The sequence below is a fragment of the Thalassoglobus sp. genome (assembly GCF_048270125.1).
Lineage (GTDB): Bacteria > Planctomycetota > Planctomycetia > Planctomycetales > Planctomycetaceae > Thalassoglobus.
Window position 1 is genome coordinate 1 of sequence record NZ_JBLWTN010000002.1, and the last position, 20,895, is coordinate 20,895.

The 20,895-nt window shown below is 48.5% G+C and carries 14 protein-coding genes; all 14 read right to left on the reverse strand.

Annotated features, from left to right (window positions below; all coding sequences use genetic code 11):
- Nucleotides 1–73 precede the first annotated feature (73 nt).
- Nucleotides 74–454 (reverse strand): hypothetical protein, encoded by a 381-nt coding sequence (locus ACN0YR_RS02335; RefSeq protein WP_417847597.1) that lies wholly within the window; start codon nucleotides 452–454, stop codon nucleotides 74–76.
- Between the two features lie 445 nt (nucleotides 455–899).
- On the reverse strand, nucleotides 900–1,202 hold the full coding sequence (locus ACN0YR_RS02340; protein WP_417847598.1) for a Dabb family protein: 303 nt from the start codon (nucleotides 1,200–1,202) through the stop codon (nucleotides 900–902).
- 159 nt (nucleotides 1,203–1,361) lie between these two features.
- Nucleotides 1,362–2,069, reverse strand: a complete 708-nt coding sequence (locus ACN0YR_RS02345) for a CvpA family protein (RefSeq protein WP_417847599.1) — start codon at nucleotides 2,067–2,069, stop codon at nucleotides 1,362–1,364.
- Nucleotides 2,070–2,525: 456 nt separating this feature from the next.
- Nucleotides 2,526–3,200 (reverse strand): PEP-CTERM sorting domain-containing protein, encoded by a 675-nt coding sequence (locus ACN0YR_RS02350; RefSeq protein WP_417847600.1) that lies wholly within the window; start codon nucleotides 3,198–3,200, stop codon nucleotides 2,526–2,528.
- Between the two features lie 77 nt (nucleotides 3,201–3,277).
- Entirely contained in the window at nucleotides 3,278–3,697 is a 420-nt protein-coding gene (locus ACN0YR_RS02355; protein ID WP_417847601.1) for a hypothetical protein, read from the reverse strand.
- A 147-nt stretch (nucleotides 3,698–3,844) separates the two neighbouring features.
- Nucleotides 3,845–8,635, reverse strand: coding sequence for a tetratricopeptide repeat protein (locus ACN0YR_RS02360; protein ID WP_417847602.1), 4,791 nt, complete (start codon nucleotides 8,633–8,635; stop codon nucleotides 3,845–3,847).
- Between the two features lie 99 nt (nucleotides 8,636–8,734).
- Complete coding sequence (locus tag ACN0YR_RS02365) at nucleotides 8,735–8,863, reverse strand: hypothetical protein (RefSeq protein WP_417847603.1); 129 nt, start codon at nucleotides 8,861–8,863, stop codon at nucleotides 8,735–8,737.
- Between the two features lie 402 nt (nucleotides 8,864–9,265).
- Complete coding sequence (locus tag ACN0YR_RS02370) at nucleotides 9,266–13,354, reverse strand: VanZ family protein (RefSeq protein WP_417847604.1); 4,089 nt, start codon at nucleotides 13,352–13,354, stop codon at nucleotides 9,266–9,268.
- 217 nt (nucleotides 13,355–13,571) lie between these two features.
- Nucleotides 13,572–14,063, reverse strand: a complete 492-nt coding sequence (locus tag ACN0YR_RS02375; RefSeq protein WP_417847605.1) for a VanZ family protein — start codon at nucleotides 14,061–14,063, stop codon at nucleotides 13,572–13,574.
- 532 nt (nucleotides 14,064–14,595) lie between these two features.
- Nucleotides 14,596–15,753: a glycosyltransferase gene (locus ACN0YR_RS02380; protein ID WP_417847606.1), complete on the reverse strand. Its 1,158-nt coding sequence runs from the start codon at nucleotides 15,751–15,753 to the stop codon at nucleotides 14,596–14,598.
- A complete protein-coding gene (locus ACN0YR_RS02385) occupies nucleotides 15,750–17,357 on the reverse strand; it encodes a glycosyltransferase family 39 protein (RefSeq protein WP_417847607.1) in 1,608 nt (535 codons plus the stop codon). Before ACN0YR_RS02385 ends, ACN0YR_RS02380 begins: the two co-directional genes overlap by 4 nt.
- A complete protein-coding gene (locus ACN0YR_RS02390) occupies nucleotides 17,354–18,571 on the reverse strand; it encodes a glycosyltransferase family 4 protein (RefSeq protein WP_417847608.1) in 1,218 nt (405 codons plus the stop codon). The genes ACN0YR_RS02385 and ACN0YR_RS02390 overlap by 4 nt, the downstream gene beginning before the upstream one ends.
- A 58-nt stretch (nucleotides 18,572–18,629) precedes the next feature.
- Entirely contained in the window at nucleotides 18,630–19,715 is a 1,086-nt protein-coding gene (locus ACN0YR_RS02395; RefSeq protein WP_417847609.1) for a FemAB family XrtA/PEP-CTERM system-associated protein, read from the reverse strand.
- 14 nt (nucleotides 19,716–19,729) lie between these two features.
- A complete protein-coding gene (pelF, locus tag ACN0YR_RS02400) occupies nucleotides 19,730–20,863 on the reverse strand; it encodes a GT4 family glycosyltransferase PelF (protein ID WP_417847610.1) in 1,134 nt (377 codons plus the stop codon).
- Between the last annotated feature and the right edge of the window lie 32 nt (nucleotides 20,864–20,895).

Genomic DNA, 20,895 nt, shown 5'->3' on the forward strand with positions numbered 1-20,895 from the left:
AGCGAGAGTTGGTCGTTACAATGTGTCATGACGAAACGGTCTGTTTAGATGTGCGAAAGTGTTGTGAACAAAATCACTTACGCAAAAAACGACCGTTTCGTTTATTCTTTCTGTGAGAAATCCGGGCTAAGTCCTTCCCGTTCAATGTGACAATCCGGGCATTGCCGTTGTCTGACAGAAATAGCTGACCGTTGTTGTAGAACGACGCGCTGAATCGCCCCGTGTTTTTGAGAAGAGGAAGCAGTTTATTCTGCCGTGAGAAAAATCTGTAAAGCGACTCTCCTTTGACATCCGGAATGAAGAGCGTGCCATTTCCGTCCCAGGCTGGCCCATCACACAATTCGAAATCAGTGGAGATTTCCTCCAGTGCCGACGACTGATCAACCGGAGATGCTGCGAAGGAGACAACTGAGAGTTTCAGGAGAAAGGAAAACGCTATGAGAGTTCGGAGCATCAGTTCAGTTTCCCGGTTTGTGTGGACGGAATTGTTTTCTCAGGTCAATATTCGCACTCGTTATACGTTATAGCAAATCCAAAATTTGTCTTTCCGTTGTGCCTCGTGGCGAACAGTATTTTTATTAGAGGAATGCGTTCTTCACGGACACGCGGTAGGGCAAACTGCTCTAGTGTTTGACGTACCACCAAGCCAACCAGCAGAGGGCCGGAAAGATCACGAGCATCAGCAGGAGAGCGATGAGGTTCGAACGAGTGTTGTCCGGCCAACGTGCCATGGCATTTGGTCTCTTAGTCTGTCAAAACGTGTGGCAGCCTGCATCAAGCGTGCCACAGCATTTGGCGAATTTCATTATGCATTTGCAATGCTACTCATCTCGGTGATGATCGCTTTCACATCGGTGTCGAAAGCTTTTCACGGAGCAAACACTCATTCCGAAAGTGTTCTAGCAGTTGGAGTCAAACACTCGCACCTGTTTCCACTTGGCTTTGTTGTTTTCAATGAACTCCAAGTGTGCGGGGACGGTTTGGTAAGCGTCATGGTTTTCACGGGTGTCAAAAATAACATGCAGGGCCACATGGAACATGCGGTCATTGACGGGGCGAGCGAGGTCTTCTGCCAAGTCCCCAGCTGCGAAGAAGACGACTCCCGGGTGATCCTTCAAGTATTTGTGGCATTGATCAACCATCGCCTGGATGGCTTCCGGGGAGGAATCGAAGAGCGTGAAGAAAACATTGTGAGCAAGCATGTGCTGAAACTTTCCGTCGTGCTGTGAAACTGTGAAGTGAATGAAAACTAGCTGATTCCAGGGCAAATCTAATATCGGTCTTTCCGTTGTGCCTCGTGTCGAGCAGTCAATGAAGTCATGGTGATGACCTTCACGGGCATGGCAAGCATTGGCAATACACTAAAAACCGACGGCGCCACCCGACGGGGCTCCTCCACCTTGCTGTGGCTGGCTGATCGGTGGTGGCCCTGATTGTACTGGAGCACGACCACCGGTCGTGTAGAGTTCGCGTCGAGCTGCGTAGCGAATCGGGAAAGAGGCCCAAATTCTTTGGGTGCTGACTTCGGTCGGATTCGATGGGAACTCGGCACCGTCGAAGATTCGATTTCCGCTACGCTTCATGGACTTCTCTGAGACGTACTGTGTGAAGGCCAGCCATTCCCGATCAGGAGCAGTGATTGACAGGAAGTTGTTGCCTTCTGGAGTGAATCCGATGAATTCTCGCGGAAGTGGAGCAACGTGCAGCGACGTCAAAAGAATTGCCATCGTGATGTACCCCGTGAAGAGCCCCAAGCCCCAGCGAGAAACCTCGTAGAACATGGGAGTCACTTCTGCATACGTGGGGAAGAGATGGTCGCCCATCAGCCGGATGAGTGTCACCCCACCGGCGAAGAGTAGGAGCATCGCGATGATGTCGCTGCGATTTTGCCATTCAAAAGAGTTGCCAAGACTACTCGCTATAAACTCTGCCAGGGGCTCAAAGAAGTTCATCGCGATCAGCCCAGCAAGGATCACGGCGAAGAGGGAGATCGCTGCCCCTTGCGGACCCTCGTTGGCGACGAAGTAGGTCACGCCAATCAAAATTGCGAGCAATAGAAAATTGATCATCGACTCAATGTCTTTTCATGAGTTGGGTTCTGTTTTGAGCATCTTTCGAATTGGTTTGCAGGATCTGCCTCGTGGTGAACAGCGATTTACTAAAGAAGTGCGTTCTTCACGGGCACACGGTAGAGCAAACTGCTCTAGACATTGGACCTGATTTGAGAGAAGCGGTCAACAATCGAAGGCATGATCAAGAGAATTCTGTGGTCCGGAACACGTTCGTGTTTCTTGTGTCCGCGAATAGAGTCGCTTGTCAGGTGGTAGGCTGTGCGCCACGAGACAGGACTTCTACACCTCTATCGAAGCTACTTTTGAAGACAATCGCCATCACTGGTCTTGACCTGAATTCTTGGCCACTTCGCATGTGTCTGGGGGGTGAAAAAAAGGAAGCACAACCTTGTGAGTTGTGCTTCCTTCGAGTTTTGAAATCACGCCGAAAGACAAAAGTCTTCCGAAGAGAGATTAAGCATTCGCTTTCACACCCTGACGACGGCGTCGATAGCTGTAAGCTCCAGCAGCAACCAAACCAAACCCACAAAGGATAAGGCTAGAAGGCTCCGGTGTTCCGACTGAGATTGATTGTAAGCTGAATCCCGGAGGGCCACCAGCAGGGATTGTTGTACTTAGTGTGAGGCCGGTCACTTTTGAGAAGTCGGCAACTCCTCCAAATGCGTCGAATGGGACGTACACATCGGCGGCAGATCCAGAACCAGAGACGGGAACAAAAGTGAAGAAAACGTCCATGCCGATTGATACTGTCAAGCTCAATGACGGCGTACCGCCTGAGAGGATGCTTAAACCGCTGAGAATAAACCCGTTAGAGCTACCACCATCAGTAAAATCCAATTCGCCACCCATACTGGTGAATGCTGACCAGTCAACATTGTAAGTCCCAGGGCCTGAACCAGTTAATTGTGATGCTGTGGTGGTGTTTGAGTCATAGGATGGTACAGCAGGAGATTTAGTCAACGATCTTGTCGCTGTGACACCAAAATCGCCAAGGCTAACTGATTCAGTGGTAGCGCCAAAGCTTTGGTCATCAGTAAAGTCATCGATCATTAATGATGCTTCAACCGAAGTTGAGCTGAACGCCGCAAGAACAAGCCCGAGTAGAGAAAGTTTCAATAAGTTTTTCACTTGAGTACCTATGAATAGTAATAGAACGAAATGTTTAAGCTGCGATTGCGTTGCAATCGCACACGTAGCAAATTCGTTCAGCCCATGGGGGGACGGAAGATTCCGTCGAGAAACGGTGGAGACAGACTTAAGTGGTCCTCTTCAGCAAGATAGCTGACGAGGCGGCCTTCTGAGAGCGTTGGGATTTCATCAAGAGCGGCAGGGCTCATTACAGAGCTTGACCCTGATGGGCCATGTCCGGTTGAAGAAGCTCCGCTGTGATTTTGTGCCAAACCAATAAGTTGAGTCAGGAACTCTTCAAATTCTTGAAAGCGTTTCTCTTGCTGGTCTTCTTCAGGCGAGTGATCTGCGGTTGCGAGAGAGCTCGATGGATAAGTTTGTAGTGTTGCTGTGAGAGAAATGTCGCCTGTGATCAGTCCAGCATCCGCACTTTGTGTCGCAGCAAATGCAAGACAAAGCCCGAGCAGGAAAGACAGTATGTGACGACTGCGAAACATTTTCTTTACTCAAAAAATAATCGAGACAACTCTATAAGGTACCACGTTGAAGTGGAAATAGTCAATCTTTGATGGTCATTCCGGGAAAAATATTGATTTATTTTGACTTTCGATATTGAGCAGCGCTCTCTGGAATTGACGAACTGATCAGGATCCGGTCTTGAGGGATTTTTCGACTTCTTCGAAGTCTTTTCGTTCTAGTGGATGAAGCTCCTTGAGGGAGAGTCCATCCTCTTCGGCGGCCTCGAACAGACTGGTTGCTTTTTTCTTATCCCCTTTTTCCATATAAGCTTGCGCCAATCGGAATTGCGATGAAACGGTTGGGTTTTCGTCAACAGCCTGTGTAAGGTCTTCGATTGCCTTGTCCAAATTTCCACTCTTCAGGTACACGACACCACGGGTGTCGAGCATCGCAGCGATCGGGCCGACGACTTCAATTGCACTGTTGATCGCATCAAGTGCCCGTTTTTTGTCTTTACCCGCCAGAGTACTCAGGTAAGCGAAATTGTTGAGGGCAACAAGGTTTTGAGGGTTTTTCTGTAGGATTTGTTCGTACAGAGCGACCGATTGGTCGTGTTCACCAGCTAAATCTTTTAGGTCTGCCAGATGCATGAGGATCTGATCAGGAGTTGCTGATTCCTTCACGGCTGATGTGATTTTTGCTTCGACTCGTTTGATTTCATTGCTCGTCGGTTGACCCGTTCTTAAAACTGCGACTGAGGTCTTGGCTGCCAGGGTGTCGGGACCTTGCTCCCAGAGTTGGTCACAAAGGTCGAGGGCGTCATTCAGGTGGTTTTGGCGTGAGAGGATCGAGATGAGTTCCAGGTTGTCCGAGCTTCGTTCCGAGATCGCCATCGCTTTTCGGAAGTAGGTTTCTGCTTTGTCGTACGCTTCTAATTCGGTGAAGAGTCTGGAAGCCTTGCGGTGAAAGTATGCTTGAACTTCTTTTTTCAGGTCATCACGTTTCAGAAATGGCAGAAACTTTTGAATTGCAGATGCGACTTGGCCATCGCTGAGAAGTCGGGTTCCTTCTACAAATTTGGCGTGTTCAGCCGGTGACTCTGTTTCAAGAGTTTTTGAAAAATCACGTAGCACTGTCTGTCCATCGCGATTTGTGAGGAGGTCCTGCACTGTTTGAGGCGATGTTGTGATCGAGTCGACATTTTCCAGGAATTCCTTGATGCTCTTCTCGGCAGCATCGATTCCATTGGTTTTGTTTTGGATCGTTGCATCGAGTCGCAAAATTGCAAACGTTTGTGAGGATTTCAGTCTCGCTCGTTCCAACCACTTCTTTGCTTCGTCAAGTTCGTCGTGACGAACAAGAGCATGCGAAAATTCGATCATCAGTAAGTCGGCGTTGGGGAGGCTTTGGGCCAGCCCTTCAAATGTTTGACGTGATTTGTCCCAGTTGTCTGTCGCATCGTACAGTCGTGCCAGGGTGAGTCGCTCGTCGTTGTTGATTTCACCCCGGTCAGAAATGGTTTCCAAGATCTTGATTCGTTCTCGGTGATGCGCCTTGGTGGTACGCGATGCAAGCATCTCTGCTTTTGTGCGGAGATTGAATAATGATGTCTCTTGCGGACTCGCGGCATCGTCAATGAGTTTGAGAGCCTTCTTGATGTCTGCGTAGTTTCCTGAAGAAGCAAGACTTCGAGCGGAGCGGCTTCGTGCCCATTCTTTTAGCTCGGGAGTGGCTTTGCTTTCAGTTGAGCTGAGAGATCTGAGGAACGGGGTCGCTTTGTCGTGGTTTCCCTGACGACTATAGAAGTCGGCGAGTACATATTGCAAAAAAGTGTTTTCCGGATCGGTGTCGAAAGCTGCCTGGTAATACTGAGTCGATTTTTCGACGTTGCCAATCAGCTCATATCCTCTGGCCAATGTCAGCGGAGTTAAGTGTTGGGGGACAGTTGGGAGTTTCCCCTCAGCTTGTTTCAGCGTTGCTTCTGCTTCCTCAATTTGATCCCTGCGTCTGAGGTGGTCAACCATGGCCAACCATGCTTGGGGCTCTTTTTCGAAGCGTTCGATTGCAGTGCGAAGGGGTTCCGTGACGCGTTCATCGGATTCTTCCATTGCGGCTCGTTTTCGGCTGAGCAAGACAAGATCCCGGAAGTCGTTGGAACTCTCAGCTGCCGCTTCGGACAATTCCAGAGACTGGCCATATTGCTGACGCTGCCATGCGACGTTTGCAGCCAGGCGTGCTAAAGGACCGGTCGTCAATAACTGTGGCGTTTTCTGAGAAGCTTCTTTCAGGAGCCTGCCCGCTTCGTCATATCGCTCCTTCTTGTACAAGTCTTGAACAATGGTCCAAACGACCTCCAGTGAATGGTCTCCAAGCTCAAATGCCTTGCGGAACTGTTCGAGAGCGACTTCTTCATCACCCAGAAGTGTTTCAACACGTCCCAAGATTCGTGGAATCAGCGGCCAGAACGCACGTTGCAGCTGAGCCTGTTCAAGCAATCCTCGTGCTTGGATTAATTTATCTCGTTGCGCCGAAGTCAATTCCCCTTCTTGCGTTTTTACGGAAGCGACAAGATCCTGTGCGAGAAGAACATTTCCGATCGGTCCGCCTGGTCCTTCAATTTCGATCAACTTGGGAAGGTGGTTTTTCTTAAGGGAACCGTCATCGTTGTTGTTCGCGATCTGAAGCAGGTGGACGCGAGCTAGAAGATTTTCCGGGTCGAGTTCGACGAGTTTCAGCCATGTCTGCTTCTCCCCTTCGATGTCACCCAGAGTTGTGTAAACACCCGCAATTCGTTGCAGTAATTGTTCAATCTCCGCAGGGTCCCAAGACTCGAGTCCCGTTTGCAGCGAGGTCAGCAGACCGTCCGCTTCAAGAGGGGCCATGAGTCTGGCGATTTGGCTTTTTGCAGCTCGCAACTCAAACGAATCACCCAGTTTTTCTTCAGCTACTTCGATGATCCGTCTTGCTTCCTCGATCCGTTCTGAGCTTTCGACTTCGAGGTTCGAGAGGATAATGCTGACCTGGACAGTCACCAGTCCGGGGTCTTCAGGGTAGGCGAGGCGTGCTTCAGCAAGAAGCTCTTCGGCCTCCTCGCGACGTCCTTGAAGATTACTCAACTCTGCACGAAAAGCTTCAATGCCTGCGGTTGATGGAAGTCCTTTTTCCTTTCGGAGTGCCAACTCAGCGGTAATCGCCTGATTGACGACATCCCAGCGTTGTTGGTCGACAGGTTTTTGGGACTCGCGAAATAATAGTAGCTGAGCCAATTCCAGTGGGACTCCCGGGATTCCCTGAAGTAACCGGAAAGTCTGGATTGCTTCATCATGACGATTGGCCGTTCTGAGTGCGCGAGCTAATTCTAGTCGCGCGATGTGCCAGAGCGGGTCCTGGGTCAGTGCACGTCTAAAGACGACAATACGCCGGTCCGGGTTGTTGAGTCGCTGGTAACAAAGTCCCAGATTCAGGTCGATGAGTCGGCGGTGTCCAAGTTTCTGCCCGGAATCTGTTGTCGATGCAAGTAGATTGCGAACTCGCTCCAGCTTCGGGATCGCCTGTTTCCACTCTCTTCTCGCAACATGAAGTCGTGATTCAAGGTAGATCGTAACCCAGGACTCCCCAGCCTTTGTTCTGAAATCGTTCAGGGATTCTTCAGCTTTAGACCACTTCTCTGTTGCAACGTCTGGGGCCGACTGTCCCCCTTGAGTGATCAAAAGGTCGATGAAGGTCATCTGAAAAATTAAGGAGGTCTGAGTCAGTTCCTGACGTTTCTCTAAGTCAGCACCTTCTTGTTCCGCCTCAATCGCATCAAGCCCATTTTGAATCTCTTTTTGTGCAGCGACCAGATCCTTTCGTAGCATCTCCACCTCGTAGAGCGACATGAAGAAATTCGGGTTCGGGTTTGGGAGGTTCAGCCCTTCTTTAGCGAATTCTGTTGCTTTTGTGAGGTGAGAATTAACTAGATCATCCCCATCTGCTTGTTGTGCAGCTTTGGCCTGAGTGATTTCCAGGGTGGCTGCCGCAAGCAAAACTTCTGGGTCATCCTTAGCGAGTTCCAGTGCTTTTTGGATGTCTGCACTCGCTTGCTCAAGCTGATTGTTTCGAGTTCGGAAGTGCGAGCGTTGCAGGTAGGCCTGGAATTTCGGCTCACCATTGGTGACCATGGCTTCGAGAAATTCATTTGCTCGCTCTGCGGGAGTTCGACCATCGTAGACAAGCTCCCCCTGTTCGTTTTTTGCGGCCCGTGTAGGGAAAATGTCCACGATTTGCTTCGGAGCTTGGACATCTTTGAGCTCTGGTCGTTTGGGAATCTCTTCAGGGTAAGTCAGAAAAAGGTCTGCCAATGCTGAGTAGGATTCAACATTCGTCTGATCGACATTAAGCACATTGAGGTATCGTTTTGCACTCTCCGGAACTTCGCCATTTGCCAGATAGCAGCGAGCCGCTAATAGCGACAGTTTCGAGTCGTGCTGAGACTTTTTCTCGAGAACCTTGATGTGGTCGAGAGCATCGGTGAAGCGACGAAGCGCCATGGCGATTTCAGCAATTCGCATACGCAGATCGTCTCTGGCACCGTCGAGGCGAAGTGCTTGTTCGTACGTGAAGTAAGCACGCTGAAGATCGTTTCCATTTTGGGCGAGGCCATCCAGTAATTCTGCATAATCGCCAATCGCTTTGGAATCTTCCGGGCGAAAACTGATATACGTTCGATAGTACTGAGCAGCTTTTTGAAATTCGCTCTGGGCCTGTGCCTCCTTGGCTTCGTTGAGAAGCGAATCGGCATTCCGGTCAACTTGATAGGCGTGCAGGAAATGAACACCAACTCCCAAAACCAGCGTTCCTGCAATCAAGCTCAGAGCAAGTTTCAGGTTGAACGTCGTTCGCTTCCGATGCGCCTTGAATTCATTCGGAGATGCCTCCTGCCCTGCGGGCTTGGAGGTCTCAGAGGAATCAGCGTTTTTTTTCTCTTCGTCAGCCACAACGGCCCTCTCGAATACTCAAATGAAAAAATGAAATAATTTAGACGGACAGCGTTACTCTTCACTCAGCGGGATGCATAAGACGTTTCTCTGGGAAGTTTATGACAATTGTTGCTGCTCGACCATGGGGTGGTTTTCAATTCCTTCCGGCGGAGTAAAGTAGCGATGAATTGGTCCCGCTTGCGAGTTTGCGATGGATGATTCACGATAAATGGTCGCTTCGTCCATATTTCAGAGAGCACCGCCTTCGAATTCGGATCACTCAAAATCGATGCCGTAATAAAGAGTGCCCGCTATTCAGAATTCCCCGCAATGTCTCCAAGCAATGTCAATTCGGCCCCTCAACCAGTCAGCAACCAGTTCAACACGTAACCTGGATTGTACGACACTTCCACCGACCCATGTCAAATTATTAACCCGAAAAGCCCCAAAGACAAGAGATAGTACTTGCAGATTTTCTTTCGGGTTAAGAATTTGATTGGCGACTGACTGACAGGAGGTTGCGGTGATGGAAAGAGTGATGGTCAAGATTTTGACTGCCGAATTTAATGTGGTAAAGAGGTGTGAAATGTTTTTGAGTCGGTTTTTTCGGCCAGTTTTGAAGTTCAATTGTCTCGGGGCGTGTTAAGGTTAGGTAACGTTGGGGTGAGGTTGTCGAGTCGTCCGGATGAAGTTCAGGGAAGGACTTTCGATCGCACGGTAGCTGAATTCTGATGCAAAAACTGTGAGGGTCACCCCGCCGAAAAGCAAGGTTAACCGGTGAAGGGACTCTGGGAGTGGCAATTCCTGGAGCATCATGTTTATTAGATTTAAGCATGGGAGATGGAACAGGTAAAAGCCGTAGGAAATTTCTCCAAGTCTTCGGATGGGCTTTGCCTCAAGGAACCCAGTAGCTTTACTTCCAGTTAGAGATGCGATGATTAGAATGCTCACTAAAACTGGAATGTATGGCCAGTTGTACCGACCGCCTACGGTGCGAAGATGGTCGTCAAGATCTGTTCCTAGTATTGTAATTAGAAGTATTGTTATTGTTATCGCGATAGTGTCGGGCCAAATAGATCTGTAGTTCGAATTGCGCCTATCTTTTTGTTTGATTATTTTAGTGTATAGGTGTGAAGTTAAGCATCCCAAGAGAAAAATAGGAGCATGAGCTAATATTGAGTGCGTGAGGACTGGGCTGAGATTGTCTATAGCAGTGCTTTTTTTTTCTGCAACGAATGTAAGCAAGGAGCGATTTAGAACACTGGACGATATTGTAATTGACAGGAGCAGAATTGCCCAACTTCTATGGCTCCAAGCTCGCAGAGCTCCGAAGCCGGCGACGACTACGAAGAAGCACAGGTAGAGTTGGACTTGTATTCCTATGGTCCAGAATGGAGGGGAAATGTTATAGAATTCATTGTCTATGAAGTTGTGAAGAAATAATGCGTGGTAGAGAATACTCGAGTAGTCGACCTGACCGACAACTAGATTCCTTCCGAGTCCAAGGGCGACTAAGCACAGGTAGTATGCCGGGATGATGCGGAGTACCCTTTTGGTGAAAAAAGACTCCAGTGTCTCGTGAACTAAGTCGTCAGCGGGCGACCTCCACAGTGGAAGGCTTAGAAAGAATCCACTCAGCATGAACAGGATGCAGACGCCAGTGTTCCCATTGAGTAGCAAGCGTGAAATGTTGATCGGGCCAAGGTTCCCTTCTAGTAAGGTGATTTGTTGAAAATGGACGCCAAAGACTGCTAGGCATGCCATTGCCCGAAGTCCATCTGCGCCTGGGACTCGACCATATTTTTTACGGATGGAAGGTGAGTGTTCAATTTTAACCTGTTTATGTTTCGTTGAATGCAAGGAGTGATGCCGAGGGAGGGCAATGCCTGTGACATACGAAGCAATCGCCCAACCACTCAACCCACCAGACAAATAGATCAGGATGTCAAACGCATCGGCTGAGTGGTTAGGGAGAAGAATTTGTGCAAACTCGACAATGGAGGAAAAAGTGACAAGGAATAGGAGAGCTAGCGGGGCAATGTTTTGGTGATGGCGATTTTCAATTCGGTGCGCGACCGTGAATCTGTATGTGATGTACCCGAGTGGAGTGAACCACAAAAACTTTCGCATTATGTTTAAGGAAGAATGAATATAGTCCCCGACGAGTAGGCGTGACAAAGGGACGGAAATGAAATGATCTCTCCGTGTCTGAATCACGATTGAGTCATGAGTGAAGTTGAACGGGTGCCAAAAAATGAGGCAGAGTGCTGTCGAATAGCCAATACACGCAAGGAAATAGACCGCTAGTTTTTTCTGAGTAGCATGATTGTTTGTTAGAGTGCTCTTCTGTCGGTGCTGGTAGATAAACGAACCTACCAGCATTCCAAATGCTCCTGTGAAAACGTCGGTGATACTTGTCGATCTGCTGATGACGAGTAGCTGCGTGATTTCAATTGCCATGCAAAGGCAGATTGAGTAAGTTCCCATTCGCATGAGTGAGGTGCGGTATAGATTGTTTCTTTTCCAGGTTCCTGCAAAGAGTATTCCGAGTGGTGTGAAGATTACTGAGTCAACAAATAGTGAATAAAGTCTCGATTCAATTGGAACAGGTGAGGCACTAAAGGGGACCAGCTCAATACGACCGTCTGCATACTTCTTGAAAATCTCCGCTGGCCTAAGGGATAAGTCGAATGGGAATAGAGAGTAGGTGATAAGAATGATAAAATACCCGGTCAACAGCCGGGCAACCCGATCATCTTTTGTCTTCGCTTTAGATAACGTCCTGAAGTAGGCCACAAAGGTAGGCCCAACGCTCACCCAAAGTAGGACACCTATTCCTCCTCCGATAGACTCGCCCACAATGTCGTTTAGGGACGGGACGCGTGACGGAAACCAAAGTTGGCAGAATTCAATAATTAGACTGGAAATGACGCAGCTTAGAGTGACGAATGGAGCGAGGATCGCTGCAAACCGTCTTCCTTTGTCCACGGTCAGCGCGCCAAGCCCAAAAAAGCCGATAGGGACAAACAGTAAAATGTTCGTGATCCAGTCAGTCCGGCTGCTGAAATCCAAGTTTGTGTTCAGCACATGTGTGTATTTCTCGATTGCGAGGTTGAGTGGAATCGGTGTGTAGTCTAATGGGACAAATGATCCATAGGTGGCAAATGCAAGTGATGATGTGAAAAGTGAAATTAATACACGAAAACCGAATGGATTTCTCGTTTGAGAGTTCTGTTTCTTTATGCCACTTGTCAGTGGCGACCAATTTTTGGACTCTTGCTCGGGTGGTGTCCAATCGACCTCACAGAGAGGCTCGACGCCCCCCGAGTTTCGAGAGTGATGTCGCGTTGTTGGCGATTGAGGCGGGCTGCGTTTTTGTGAGGGGCTTTTGAAGTTGTCTATTGGAGGCCGTCGAATCAAAGCAATAAAAAGTGCAATGAAGATGATAGTTCCCACTATCCAATACGCGGCTTGAATTGGAAATTCTGTTTGCTTTCCTTCAAACCATGGAGAAGTGGTTTCGACTCGGATGGGATTCGAGTAAAAGAATAAGTTGTCTCCGTCAAGCTTTGAGCTACGTCCGAAGGCACGGAGAACTAACCCACCTGGAGGGACTGAAATTCCATTTTCCAGAATCGCGTTTTCGATAGAAATTCTTTCTTCAACCAGCGCATCAACTTCATTATTTTGAATCTTGACGATAGTCAGCTGATCGAGGTAATTCCTCGCTCCAGACCAATCGTTGTTAGGGATTTCGCACTCGAGTTTCAGTAAAATGGTTTCACCTTCGGGGACGGAGATTGTTTCTCCGGGGTAGGCTGGTCGATCAAGACCAGTTGCCCATGCCGAAAGTGATGCCTTTCGCACGATGTGGCCATGTGTTGCGAAGAACGACCCTTGGCGAAGTGCAGCAATGGCTCCTAAAGCACTGCGCTCTGGAACGTACAGCCATGTCTCTGCAAACTCCCCAGGCCAGTAGTCGTAGCTAGGTGAGTGGAAGTCAGATGTTGCTATTGCTCCCCATACATCATGTCCCTGGCTGAGAAGCTGGTCCCATGCATTTCCGTTCATCGCGACCGAAGGGTCCCAGCGGTCAATGGGTTTGAGAATGCCTTTGTAAGACCCAATCGGCTCCCCTTTTTGATGCCCCGGTCCTCCTTCGATTCCCACAATGAGGTTATTAGTTGACCTCCATGTTTTGAATATTTCCTGGATGTCGTCTGTTTGGTTTAACTTTCGACTGGGGTGGTTCAGGAATAGTACTGGTTCAGAATCAGACTGGGATGTAGTGCTCTCCAGCCATTTGAGAGCTTGGTGAGCTAGATCGGGGACACGTTCTTCACGCTCATAATCATCAAATTTATGCTTAAACTCTCGAAGGATGAGAAACTCATCAGGTCCTGGAGAAAGTAATAATGAGACGTGTTGCTCCCCTTTCCACGGGGGAATGTTCCATTCGATTCCTGAGAGGATGATTAAATTCGGAAATATTCGACGTGCAGCAAGGATCTCTCGCTCATACTCAATCGAGGCTCCTTTAAGTTCTCGGTCACTACGGTCGGTAATTGCGATAACATCGCACCCATGTTCGACTGCTTTCGATGCGATTTCAGCAATTGTATGAGAGCCATCGGATAACTTCGTGTGAATATGTGTATCTGCTTTGATCCACTGGCCTTGTTCCGCCCAAGGGATTTTCTTAATAAACTTGGCTTCTGCTTTAGCTTCGGTTGGCACAAGAAGCGATGCAGCACAGGACAATCCAAAGATTAACAGCCTCGCAAGTTTAGCGATTTTGATGTCCTTTTTTGCTACAAATTTTGATGTTCTTGTTTTCACAGAAAGTTTAGGCTCTCGTTATGTGCATAGTCTGAAATGTGATTTTTTTGGGGTGTGTATTTAGCTCGAAGCGATAGTTCGCCACGGTAGATTGTTTGGTTGCTCAAACGGCATTTCATCGAGTCTGGAAAGAGACGGTTCGGGGGGAGAAGAGTGATCGCAGAAGCAGGTAGCAGCCCCATCCGATGATTAGCCCCGACGCATTTGCGAGCATGTCCGATATTGCAGCAAATCGGTTGGGGATGAACCACTGCAACAGTTCGGTGAACACCGCGTAGAATCCGGATGCGTAAAGCAACTTGCTGGTTCGACCTAAAGGTGGGAACTGAGTGCTCAGAAGAAAACCCAACACTGCGAAGGCAAGCAAATGTTGAATCAGATCGGACATTGTGAAGATGGAAAATTCATCCTCTTGACCAATGCCTGTCAGGAACCAGAGCGGATGTGGGGCTAGTAGTAAATAAGTGAGTAAGATCCAATACGGAAGAATTAATCGGGAAAACGATTTTCTAAGCCAATCTCCATCACCTGTTCTTTTATTGCTGGTCAATGGTGGACTTTCCCCGTCGCAAAAATGAGATCCAGTGATTTGTGGTGATTCCGCCATTATTCACTGATTTCAACACAGTCAAGTCCTGAACTTCACTGAACTCTTTCTTCCAGAGGATACTATTTTGCAGACTTAGTGAAGAAATTCAAGAAGAGGCGCCATTGGAGTCGCTTTGTCAAATGCAAAAAGAGTTTTCCCGGAGAAGGCCTTTGGGTATGAAAAAACTCCTATTTGTCTAATCGCGCTACTGGCGTATGCTTAACAAACAGAGATTCATCAGTGGGGCGTGATATGAACGTTGCATCCGCAAGCATTATTGAATATCAAGTTGAAGCGACTTCGGTTGTTGAATCAGCATGTGAAAAGAAGCCAAAGAGCACATCCTTGCAGCCTGAGTATCGAATTCATGAGTCCCAAAATTGTAGCTGGGTTGTTTTTGATCAGTCAGATGAAGTGAGGTTTTCGGGGTCTTTGGGGGAATGCGAGGACTGGTTGGACTGGGAGGAAAATCAGGAAGGTCGAAAGAGGCTTAGCAGGTTCTTTCAGATTTTCTTTGCCCCCAGTCGCTGATTCCTCGGGTTGCATATTTTCACCTGGGATTCGTCGAGTTGCTCAACAGCTTGTCATAGATTGCTCGGACTTTTTCCATACGGACCGAAAAACTGAATTCGTTTTCAATGGTCTTTCGGGCATTCTTCGTGAGCTTGTCTCGGAGATCGGGATTCAGCATGATCTCTCGAATTGCTGATTCAATTTGCGAGACTTCTCCCGCCTCAACAAGAAGTCCATTCTCTCGGTCTTGAACTAATTTCGGAACACCGGCAATACGGGTCGCTACGACAGGAACTTCCATTGCCATCGCTTCCAGAACCACATTGGGAAGCCCTTCTCGATGACTGCTCAGGACGTATAGGTCCATTGCTTCATAGAGAGACTTTGTGTCAGAGCGGTAGCCGAGCAACTGGATTCGGTTTGAATGACCCGATTCCGCGATTTGCTTTTCCAGTCTTTCTCTCTCGACTCCTTCTCCGATAATCGCAAGCCCAACGTTTAGACCAGCCTCGATCAATCGAGTCACAGCTTCGATTAGTAGGTCAAACCCCTTTTCATCCGACAAACGTCCGACGGCCCCGATCAGAAACTGACCTTGTTCGAAGCCGAGCGTTGTTTTGGCTTCGTCGGTTGAAGTGCTCCGTTTGAACTGCTCAGAGTCAATTGCGTTTTGGATCAAGCTGCAACGCTGGTGAGGAACTCCCATCTCCGTGCAAGTTTCGTATAGGTCTTCTGAAACACAAATGACATGATCGTGGCGACGGATCGCTTGGCGATCGATCCAGTAGTAGAGTAAGACTTTGGGGGTTTGGTGCCCCCATCCATGGACTGTTGTCACAAGGTGCATGCGATGGAATCGTCTAAGAAGTAAACCAATCGCATTCGTCTTGTAGTCATGTCCATGCCAGATTGAGACGTTGTTTTCCTTGCAGACCTTGAGGAGTTTGCGAACAATCGAAAAGTCCAGCGCACCTCTGTCTGGAATCGTGATGAACGGGCATTCCGACTGAGTTGCTATCGTTTTTAAAGTTTCGATTCCCTCGTCTTCAGGAGGGTGCAGGTAAACGCAAGCACTTGAGTAGCCGAGTTCTTTAAGGAATCGTGGCGAGTTCAAGATGGTCTTGTCTGGTCCTCCCCCGGTTTTTGTAACAACTCGTGTGTGTAGGATTGAAGGGGTGCGAGGTTTAATGCTCATTGCCCGCTCGATTGTGATTTTTTAGTCATAGTTGCTCGCCTTCTAAGCAAGACTAGTCGCTTGGGAGTCATTGCGTCGATAGCACGTTGTTGCTGCCCTGGTAATAGACAGAGGAGCTTTCCAGCCAGTAGTCGTCCTGCCGGGACATGTTCTTGGTACGATTCCGTTTCAATCCATCCCTTGCCCTGAAGGTCCTTGTATAATCTGGGCCGGCGCGAGGGTGAAATTAAGATGAAATCTCCCGACGAGGGTGCCGTTGCTGTTACAGATGGAATTTCGGTGACCGAGCGAAGTATTGAGCTCCTACCTAACGCTGTGCCCGGGGAAACTCCTGGAGGTGGGTTAACTGAATTGTTAATCCAGAGCAGCGCTACGAATTCATATGGTTCTGAAGCGACAGGACCGGGCGGCTCTTTACTCAAGAATTCGCGATGAGCTGCTAGTGCACTCCCTCCATTGTCGAATGATGCACATACGAGGCCACTTGTGCAAAGTGCAGTAATGATAGAATAGCGTAAAAATGGGATGCGAATATTGCTGATGTGATAACTTAGAATGAATGCGGCAGGAATGGCTAGTCCAGCTGAGTATCTGGGGTCGCGTTGCAATGGGACCCAATCTGTTGGGACTGTAGTTCCGTAATATTGCCAAATGAATCCAAATATTAGCCAAATTGCGAAAGGGGAGGTTTTTCGAATCCGGATTGAAAAGAATGCTAGTCCAATGCTCGCTGCTATGAAGATGCTGAATTCATGACTGAGAAGAATCATTAGGAGAGGATCGGTGATGAACCCTCCACCGGCAGTGGATGTGCTAATGAGAGTCAGGTTGGAAGGGTCTTCTTGCGTGCGAAGAATGCTATCGATTCTGTAGAAGGGGTCTCCATAGTAGAATTTGAACAACAGTGATTCTGCCGCAAGGGTTGTAAGTGGAGCGATTGTTGCGATTAGTATTTTGGGACGAACTATTCGACCGCTCGTTAACAGTAATGTAATGTAGACAGGTCCATCTAGTAGTATCGTCTCACGGAAGAGGTATCCGAGTCCAAAGCAAAGACCAGTGAGTAGGTAGGAAATTCGAGAGTCGGTTTTTAGTGCGTGGATCCAGAACAGAAGACTGAGGGAGCTTAGACAACTGACTGGTATGTCTGGAAAGAAGTGTGTGGCATATATTACTTCGAGCGGGAATGTCGCCATGATTATTCCCGAAAGTATCCCGTATCTGCGACCTAATAGAATGTTGCCGCCAATTATTGCTACGATTATTTTCAGTGTACTGAAGAATAGTGGGATGGAAACTAGGCTAAGCTGTATGTTGCCAGTTGTTTTCAGAATTGCAGAGGGCAATAAAGTCATGCCTGTTCTTGTGGTCCAGTGCGTCTGTTCTAGTGTTGGGGTACTACCATGTGCCAGAGATAGAACCTGAGCCGTATAGATGATATCGTCCCCCATCGCGATGCCGGTGAAGAATGATATTCGGACTGCAAGTCCAGCAATTATGATTATGCAAATGACAGTTAGATCCCAAACTGTGCATTTCCAAGCCTCATCCGTAGTTAATAGCGATGTTGGTGAGGATTCAATATTGTTTGTGGTTTTGTTCATGGGGCATTTTTCGAGGATTTGCAAAGGACGCTGACCAATTTTTCTCCAACAGAACTCCAGTCGTAAGTCTTCTCAACCAAGTTTAGAGCGTTGAAAGTCTGTAATCTATTGAGACGATTCTCGGATACGAATTTAGAAAGTGAATCAGCGAATTCGTCGTGGTCTGCTATCGTAAGGTGTTCGCCATCGACGACTTCTAAACCTTCGCAGCCGACGGGGGTGCTGACGACCGGTAGGCTGGCTGCAAAGGCCTCCAGGATTTTGAGACGGGTTCCGCCTCCGGATTGTAATGGTACTGCCAGGACCGAGGCACGATGGTAGTGAGAGAGGATTTCAGGTGCGTTCGGAATGACGGTCACACCCTCTAAGTTGTTGAGTGCCTGAATTTCGGAGACTGGGTTTCGCCCAACGATCGTTAAGGTCGCGTCGTTTGCGTGTCGTCGAACTTTTGGAATCACTTCCTTTGCCAGAAAGAGTGCAGCACTGATGTTCGGTGCCCATGACAAGTCTCCGACAAATAGAATCTCCCGGTTGTTTGTGTTTTGTTTCTCGTTGTCGTTTTTGTATTGCTCGCAATTGACTCCGTTCGGAATTGTAGATGCGTACGTTGCACCGAGACATCGAAAGTGTTCACGTTCAATGTCAGAGACTGCAAAAACTGAGCGAGCAGACTTCGCCACCTGTTCTTCGGCCTTCTGGATCAGTTGAGTCTCGTGGCGAAGGTATGCTTGCTTCAGCGGATTCGATGTTTCGTTCGCGAGCCTGTGAGATATCGCTGAGTAAACGTTGTGCATGTCGACGACGAACGGAAGGTCACCGATTTCCTTGCGATAGGTAAATGAGTCGAGATGATCAAAATAAACCAGGTCCGGTCGATCGAGTTCAATTTGCTTTCTGATTTCCGCAGCTACTTGTTTCCAGTAGTGTCGTCGATAGAAAACGTAAGCTTCCCGTTGGACGATTGATTTGAATACTTTCCATACTTCAGAGTGTCGTTTTCTCACGCATCCAGGAACTGGGATCACATTGATTTCTTGCTCGGTAAGTGCTCTCACGTTTGTATCTTGAGAAGGACCTGTAGGAACAACCAGACGCAGAGAAGCGGACTTCGATAATTCACGTAATAAGTAGAATGATCGAAGATGGCCACCAGAATTTAACGGCCATGGAATCTCGCTAGTTACAGCGAGGATTTTCAGTGAGTTGGTGGGCATCTCAGGAATACAATTTACAGATGAATTCGATATCAAGAATCGCGAAAAATCGGAGTACTTAAGGAATTCCTTTGACAATCCATGGTCCGATGATGTTGGCGAGCCAGACGGGAAGGCGTTTCCAGAGTTCGATCAACATTTTTTTCTTTCCGCTGTCGGGCCGCATATCTTCAACGCTTCCTTCGCGGAGATAGTATTGCCAGGTGGCGGGTTCTTGTTGGCAGCCCCATTGTTTTTTGAACTTGAATGTTGGCCCATCCATTGTGGAGCGGCCGAAGTCGAAAATCGTTTGGCCCCGTTCGACGCTGCGTGCGAGTAAGTTCCAGTACATCAGCATGTTGGCGTTCGTTCGATTGTATTCGGGAAGAGAGCTCGCGCTCGGAACTTCCGTGACATTACTGCCATGAATCAGCAAGGCAACAGCAACAGGCTTTTTGCCATCGCGAACAGAACATATCTCAGCAGAGTCTTGGAATTCATCAAGGATCGCAGCGAAGAACTTTCGGCCATAAACTGGCGTCCCCAAGTCTCGCATCCGCCGGCTGAAAACCTTGTAGAAGTCATTCAGGAGTTCGGGGCCACCCCAATGGATTGTGAAACCTTGCTTCTCACCTTTTTTGACTTGATTGCGAACACTCGCCTTGAGGGCAGCTCGTTGAGCTTCTTGGTTTTCTTGGAGGGGCAGTCGCATGTGAATTTTTGTGGTGAGTTCCGCATTGAAGCCAGGGTTCACCCTCGGTTCTTCATGTCGAAGTTCGAGGTAGCGACAGTTGTGTTCATCAGTGAGGTGGATGGCCTTTTCGATGAGCATCGCGGCAGCTGATTCGTCGTCTGTTTTGACTCCTCCAGAGTTCAGATAAGGTAAGCCAACAAGAAATTTCCCAAAGATCGGGCCTTGAACTTTGGCCAGTGGGAGCTGTCCGATCACGCTTTCGCCACGCTTGGCTCGCAAAAGAATCGGGCGATGATCGAAACCTTTTGCAAGCACCCGCAACCACCTCAGGTCGTCAGCTGGGTGATTTGGTGATGTTAGGTCTTTCCAGACTCCGGACGCTGAATTCAGCACATCTTGATTTTGGAGAACCTCAAGTGTGAGCGGTTGGCTCGATGTCATCTCAGGGATTGTTTCGACTTCTTTTTGCATTGCAGGGTGGCAGCTTACGTGGACGCGATGCCCGACATCGCATCGTAAAGTTCCTGATATCTTCGGTGGTTTTCGATTTCTGAAAAGTGTTGATGTGCCCGCTGACGGCCAGTTGCTCCGAGTTGACGCCGCAGTGCCGGGTCGTTTCCAAGCGTGATTAAGTAACCCGCAAGAGTTTCGTCATCTCCAGATGGGGCGAGATAACCTGTTTCGTTTTGAATGACGACTTCAGAATTTCCGCCGACGTCTGTCGCCACAACCGGCAGTCCGGCAGCCATCCCTTCAATCAGCGTCAACGGGATTCCTTCACTCAGGCTCGACAAGAAGCAGACATCGGAGGCTTGCAGAATTTCCGGAATATCGTGGCGTGTCCCAAGCAGTGTGATTGTCTTTTCAAGTTGCGCATCACGAATTTCTGATTCAATTTTCGTACGCTCTTCTCCTTCGCCAACGAAAAGCATTCGGAAATTTGGGAGTTGTTCAGCGACGCGTCTGGCGGTCCGGATCGCTGTCGAGTGGTCTTTTAAATCGTTCAGGCGACCAACAAGTGAGACGACAAAATCATTTTCGCCGATGGCAAGTTCGTTGCGAATCGTACTGCGTGCTGAAGCGTCTGTTGACTCAAATTTCGTGAGGTCAATTCCGTTGTAGATCACCTGAGTTCGATTTTCAGGGATTCCTTCGTTGTCCACAAGAGCTTTGCGAACTGCCTCGCCAACGCCAACAATGCGGTCATTTTTCCGCATTAAGAGTCGGTTGAAGATGGCATGCTTTCGATTAGGAAGATCGGGGAAAAAGCGACCATGTTCGGTAAAGAGAATAGGAGGACGACGTCCGAGAATTCCGGTGGTCAGTGCATAGAAAAATGGAGTGTACTGATGGGCGTGAACAATTGTTGCCTCTTGCGATTTTAGTTCTTCTTTCAATGCTCGCGAACAGGTCCAGTCAATTCCTGTTCCACGATGGAGAACGACGAGAGGAAAACCTTCATCGCGGAGTTGTTCTCCTAGCTCTCCAACAGAATCCAGGCAGACAAACACAAACCGATACCGGTCCCCCAATCTCCGAGCCAACCCCGCAGCAAGAACCTCGGCGCCGCCGACAGTCATGCTATGCAGCAGTTGAACAATTGTGATTTTAGGTGACATGTTTTTCAAACCGAAAAGTCATGGTGCCGATC

What these genes read in the sequence shown, in the direction of transcription:
- ACN0YR_RS02335 (WP_417847597.1), bottom strand. Translation starts at nt 454, where the DNA reads ATGCTCCGAACTCTCATAGCGTTTTCCTTTCTCCTGAAACTCTCAGTT.
- ACN0YR_RS02345 (WP_417847599.1), bottom strand. Translation starts at nt 2,069, where the DNA reads ATGATCAATTTTCTATTGCTCGCAATTTTGATTGGCGTGACCTACTTC.
- pelF (WP_417847610.1), bottom strand. Translation starts at nt 20,863, where the DNA reads ATGTCACCTAAAATCACAATTGTTCAACTGCTGCATAGCATGACTGTC.
- ACN0YR_RS02340 (WP_417847598.1), bottom strand. Translation starts at nt 1,202, where the DNA reads ATGCTTGCTCACAATGTTTTCTTCACGCTCTTCGATTCCTCCCCGGAA.
- ACN0YR_RS02380 (WP_417847606.1), bottom strand. Translation starts at nt 15,753, where the DNA reads ATGAGCATTAAACCTCGCACCCCTTCAATCCTACACACACGAGTTGTT.
- ACN0YR_RS02375 (WP_417847605.1), bottom strand. Translation starts at nt 14,063, where the DNA reads ATGGCGGAATCACCACAAATCACTGGATCTCATTTTTGCGACGGGGAA.
- ACN0YR_RS02385 (WP_417847607.1), bottom strand. Translation starts at nt 17,357, where the DNA reads ATGAACAAAACCACAAACAATATTGAATCCTCACCAACATCGCTATTA.
- ACN0YR_RS02390 (WP_417847608.1), bottom strand. Translation starts at nt 18,571, where the DNA reads ATGCCCACCAACTCACTGAAAATCCTCGCTGTAACTAGCGAGATTCCA.
- ACN0YR_RS02365 (WP_417847603.1), bottom strand. Translation starts at nt 8,863, where the DNA reads ATGGACGAAGCGACCATTTATCGTGAATCATCCATCGCAAACTCGCAA.
- ACN0YR_RS02395 (WP_417847609.1), bottom strand. Translation starts at nt 19,715, where the DNA reads ATGCAAAAAGAAGTCGAAACAATCCCTGAGATGACATCGAGCCAACCG.
- ACN0YR_RS02355 (WP_417847601.1), bottom strand. Translation starts at nt 3,697, where the DNA reads ATGTTTCGCAGTCGTCACATACTGTCTTTCCTGCTCGGGCTTTGTCTT.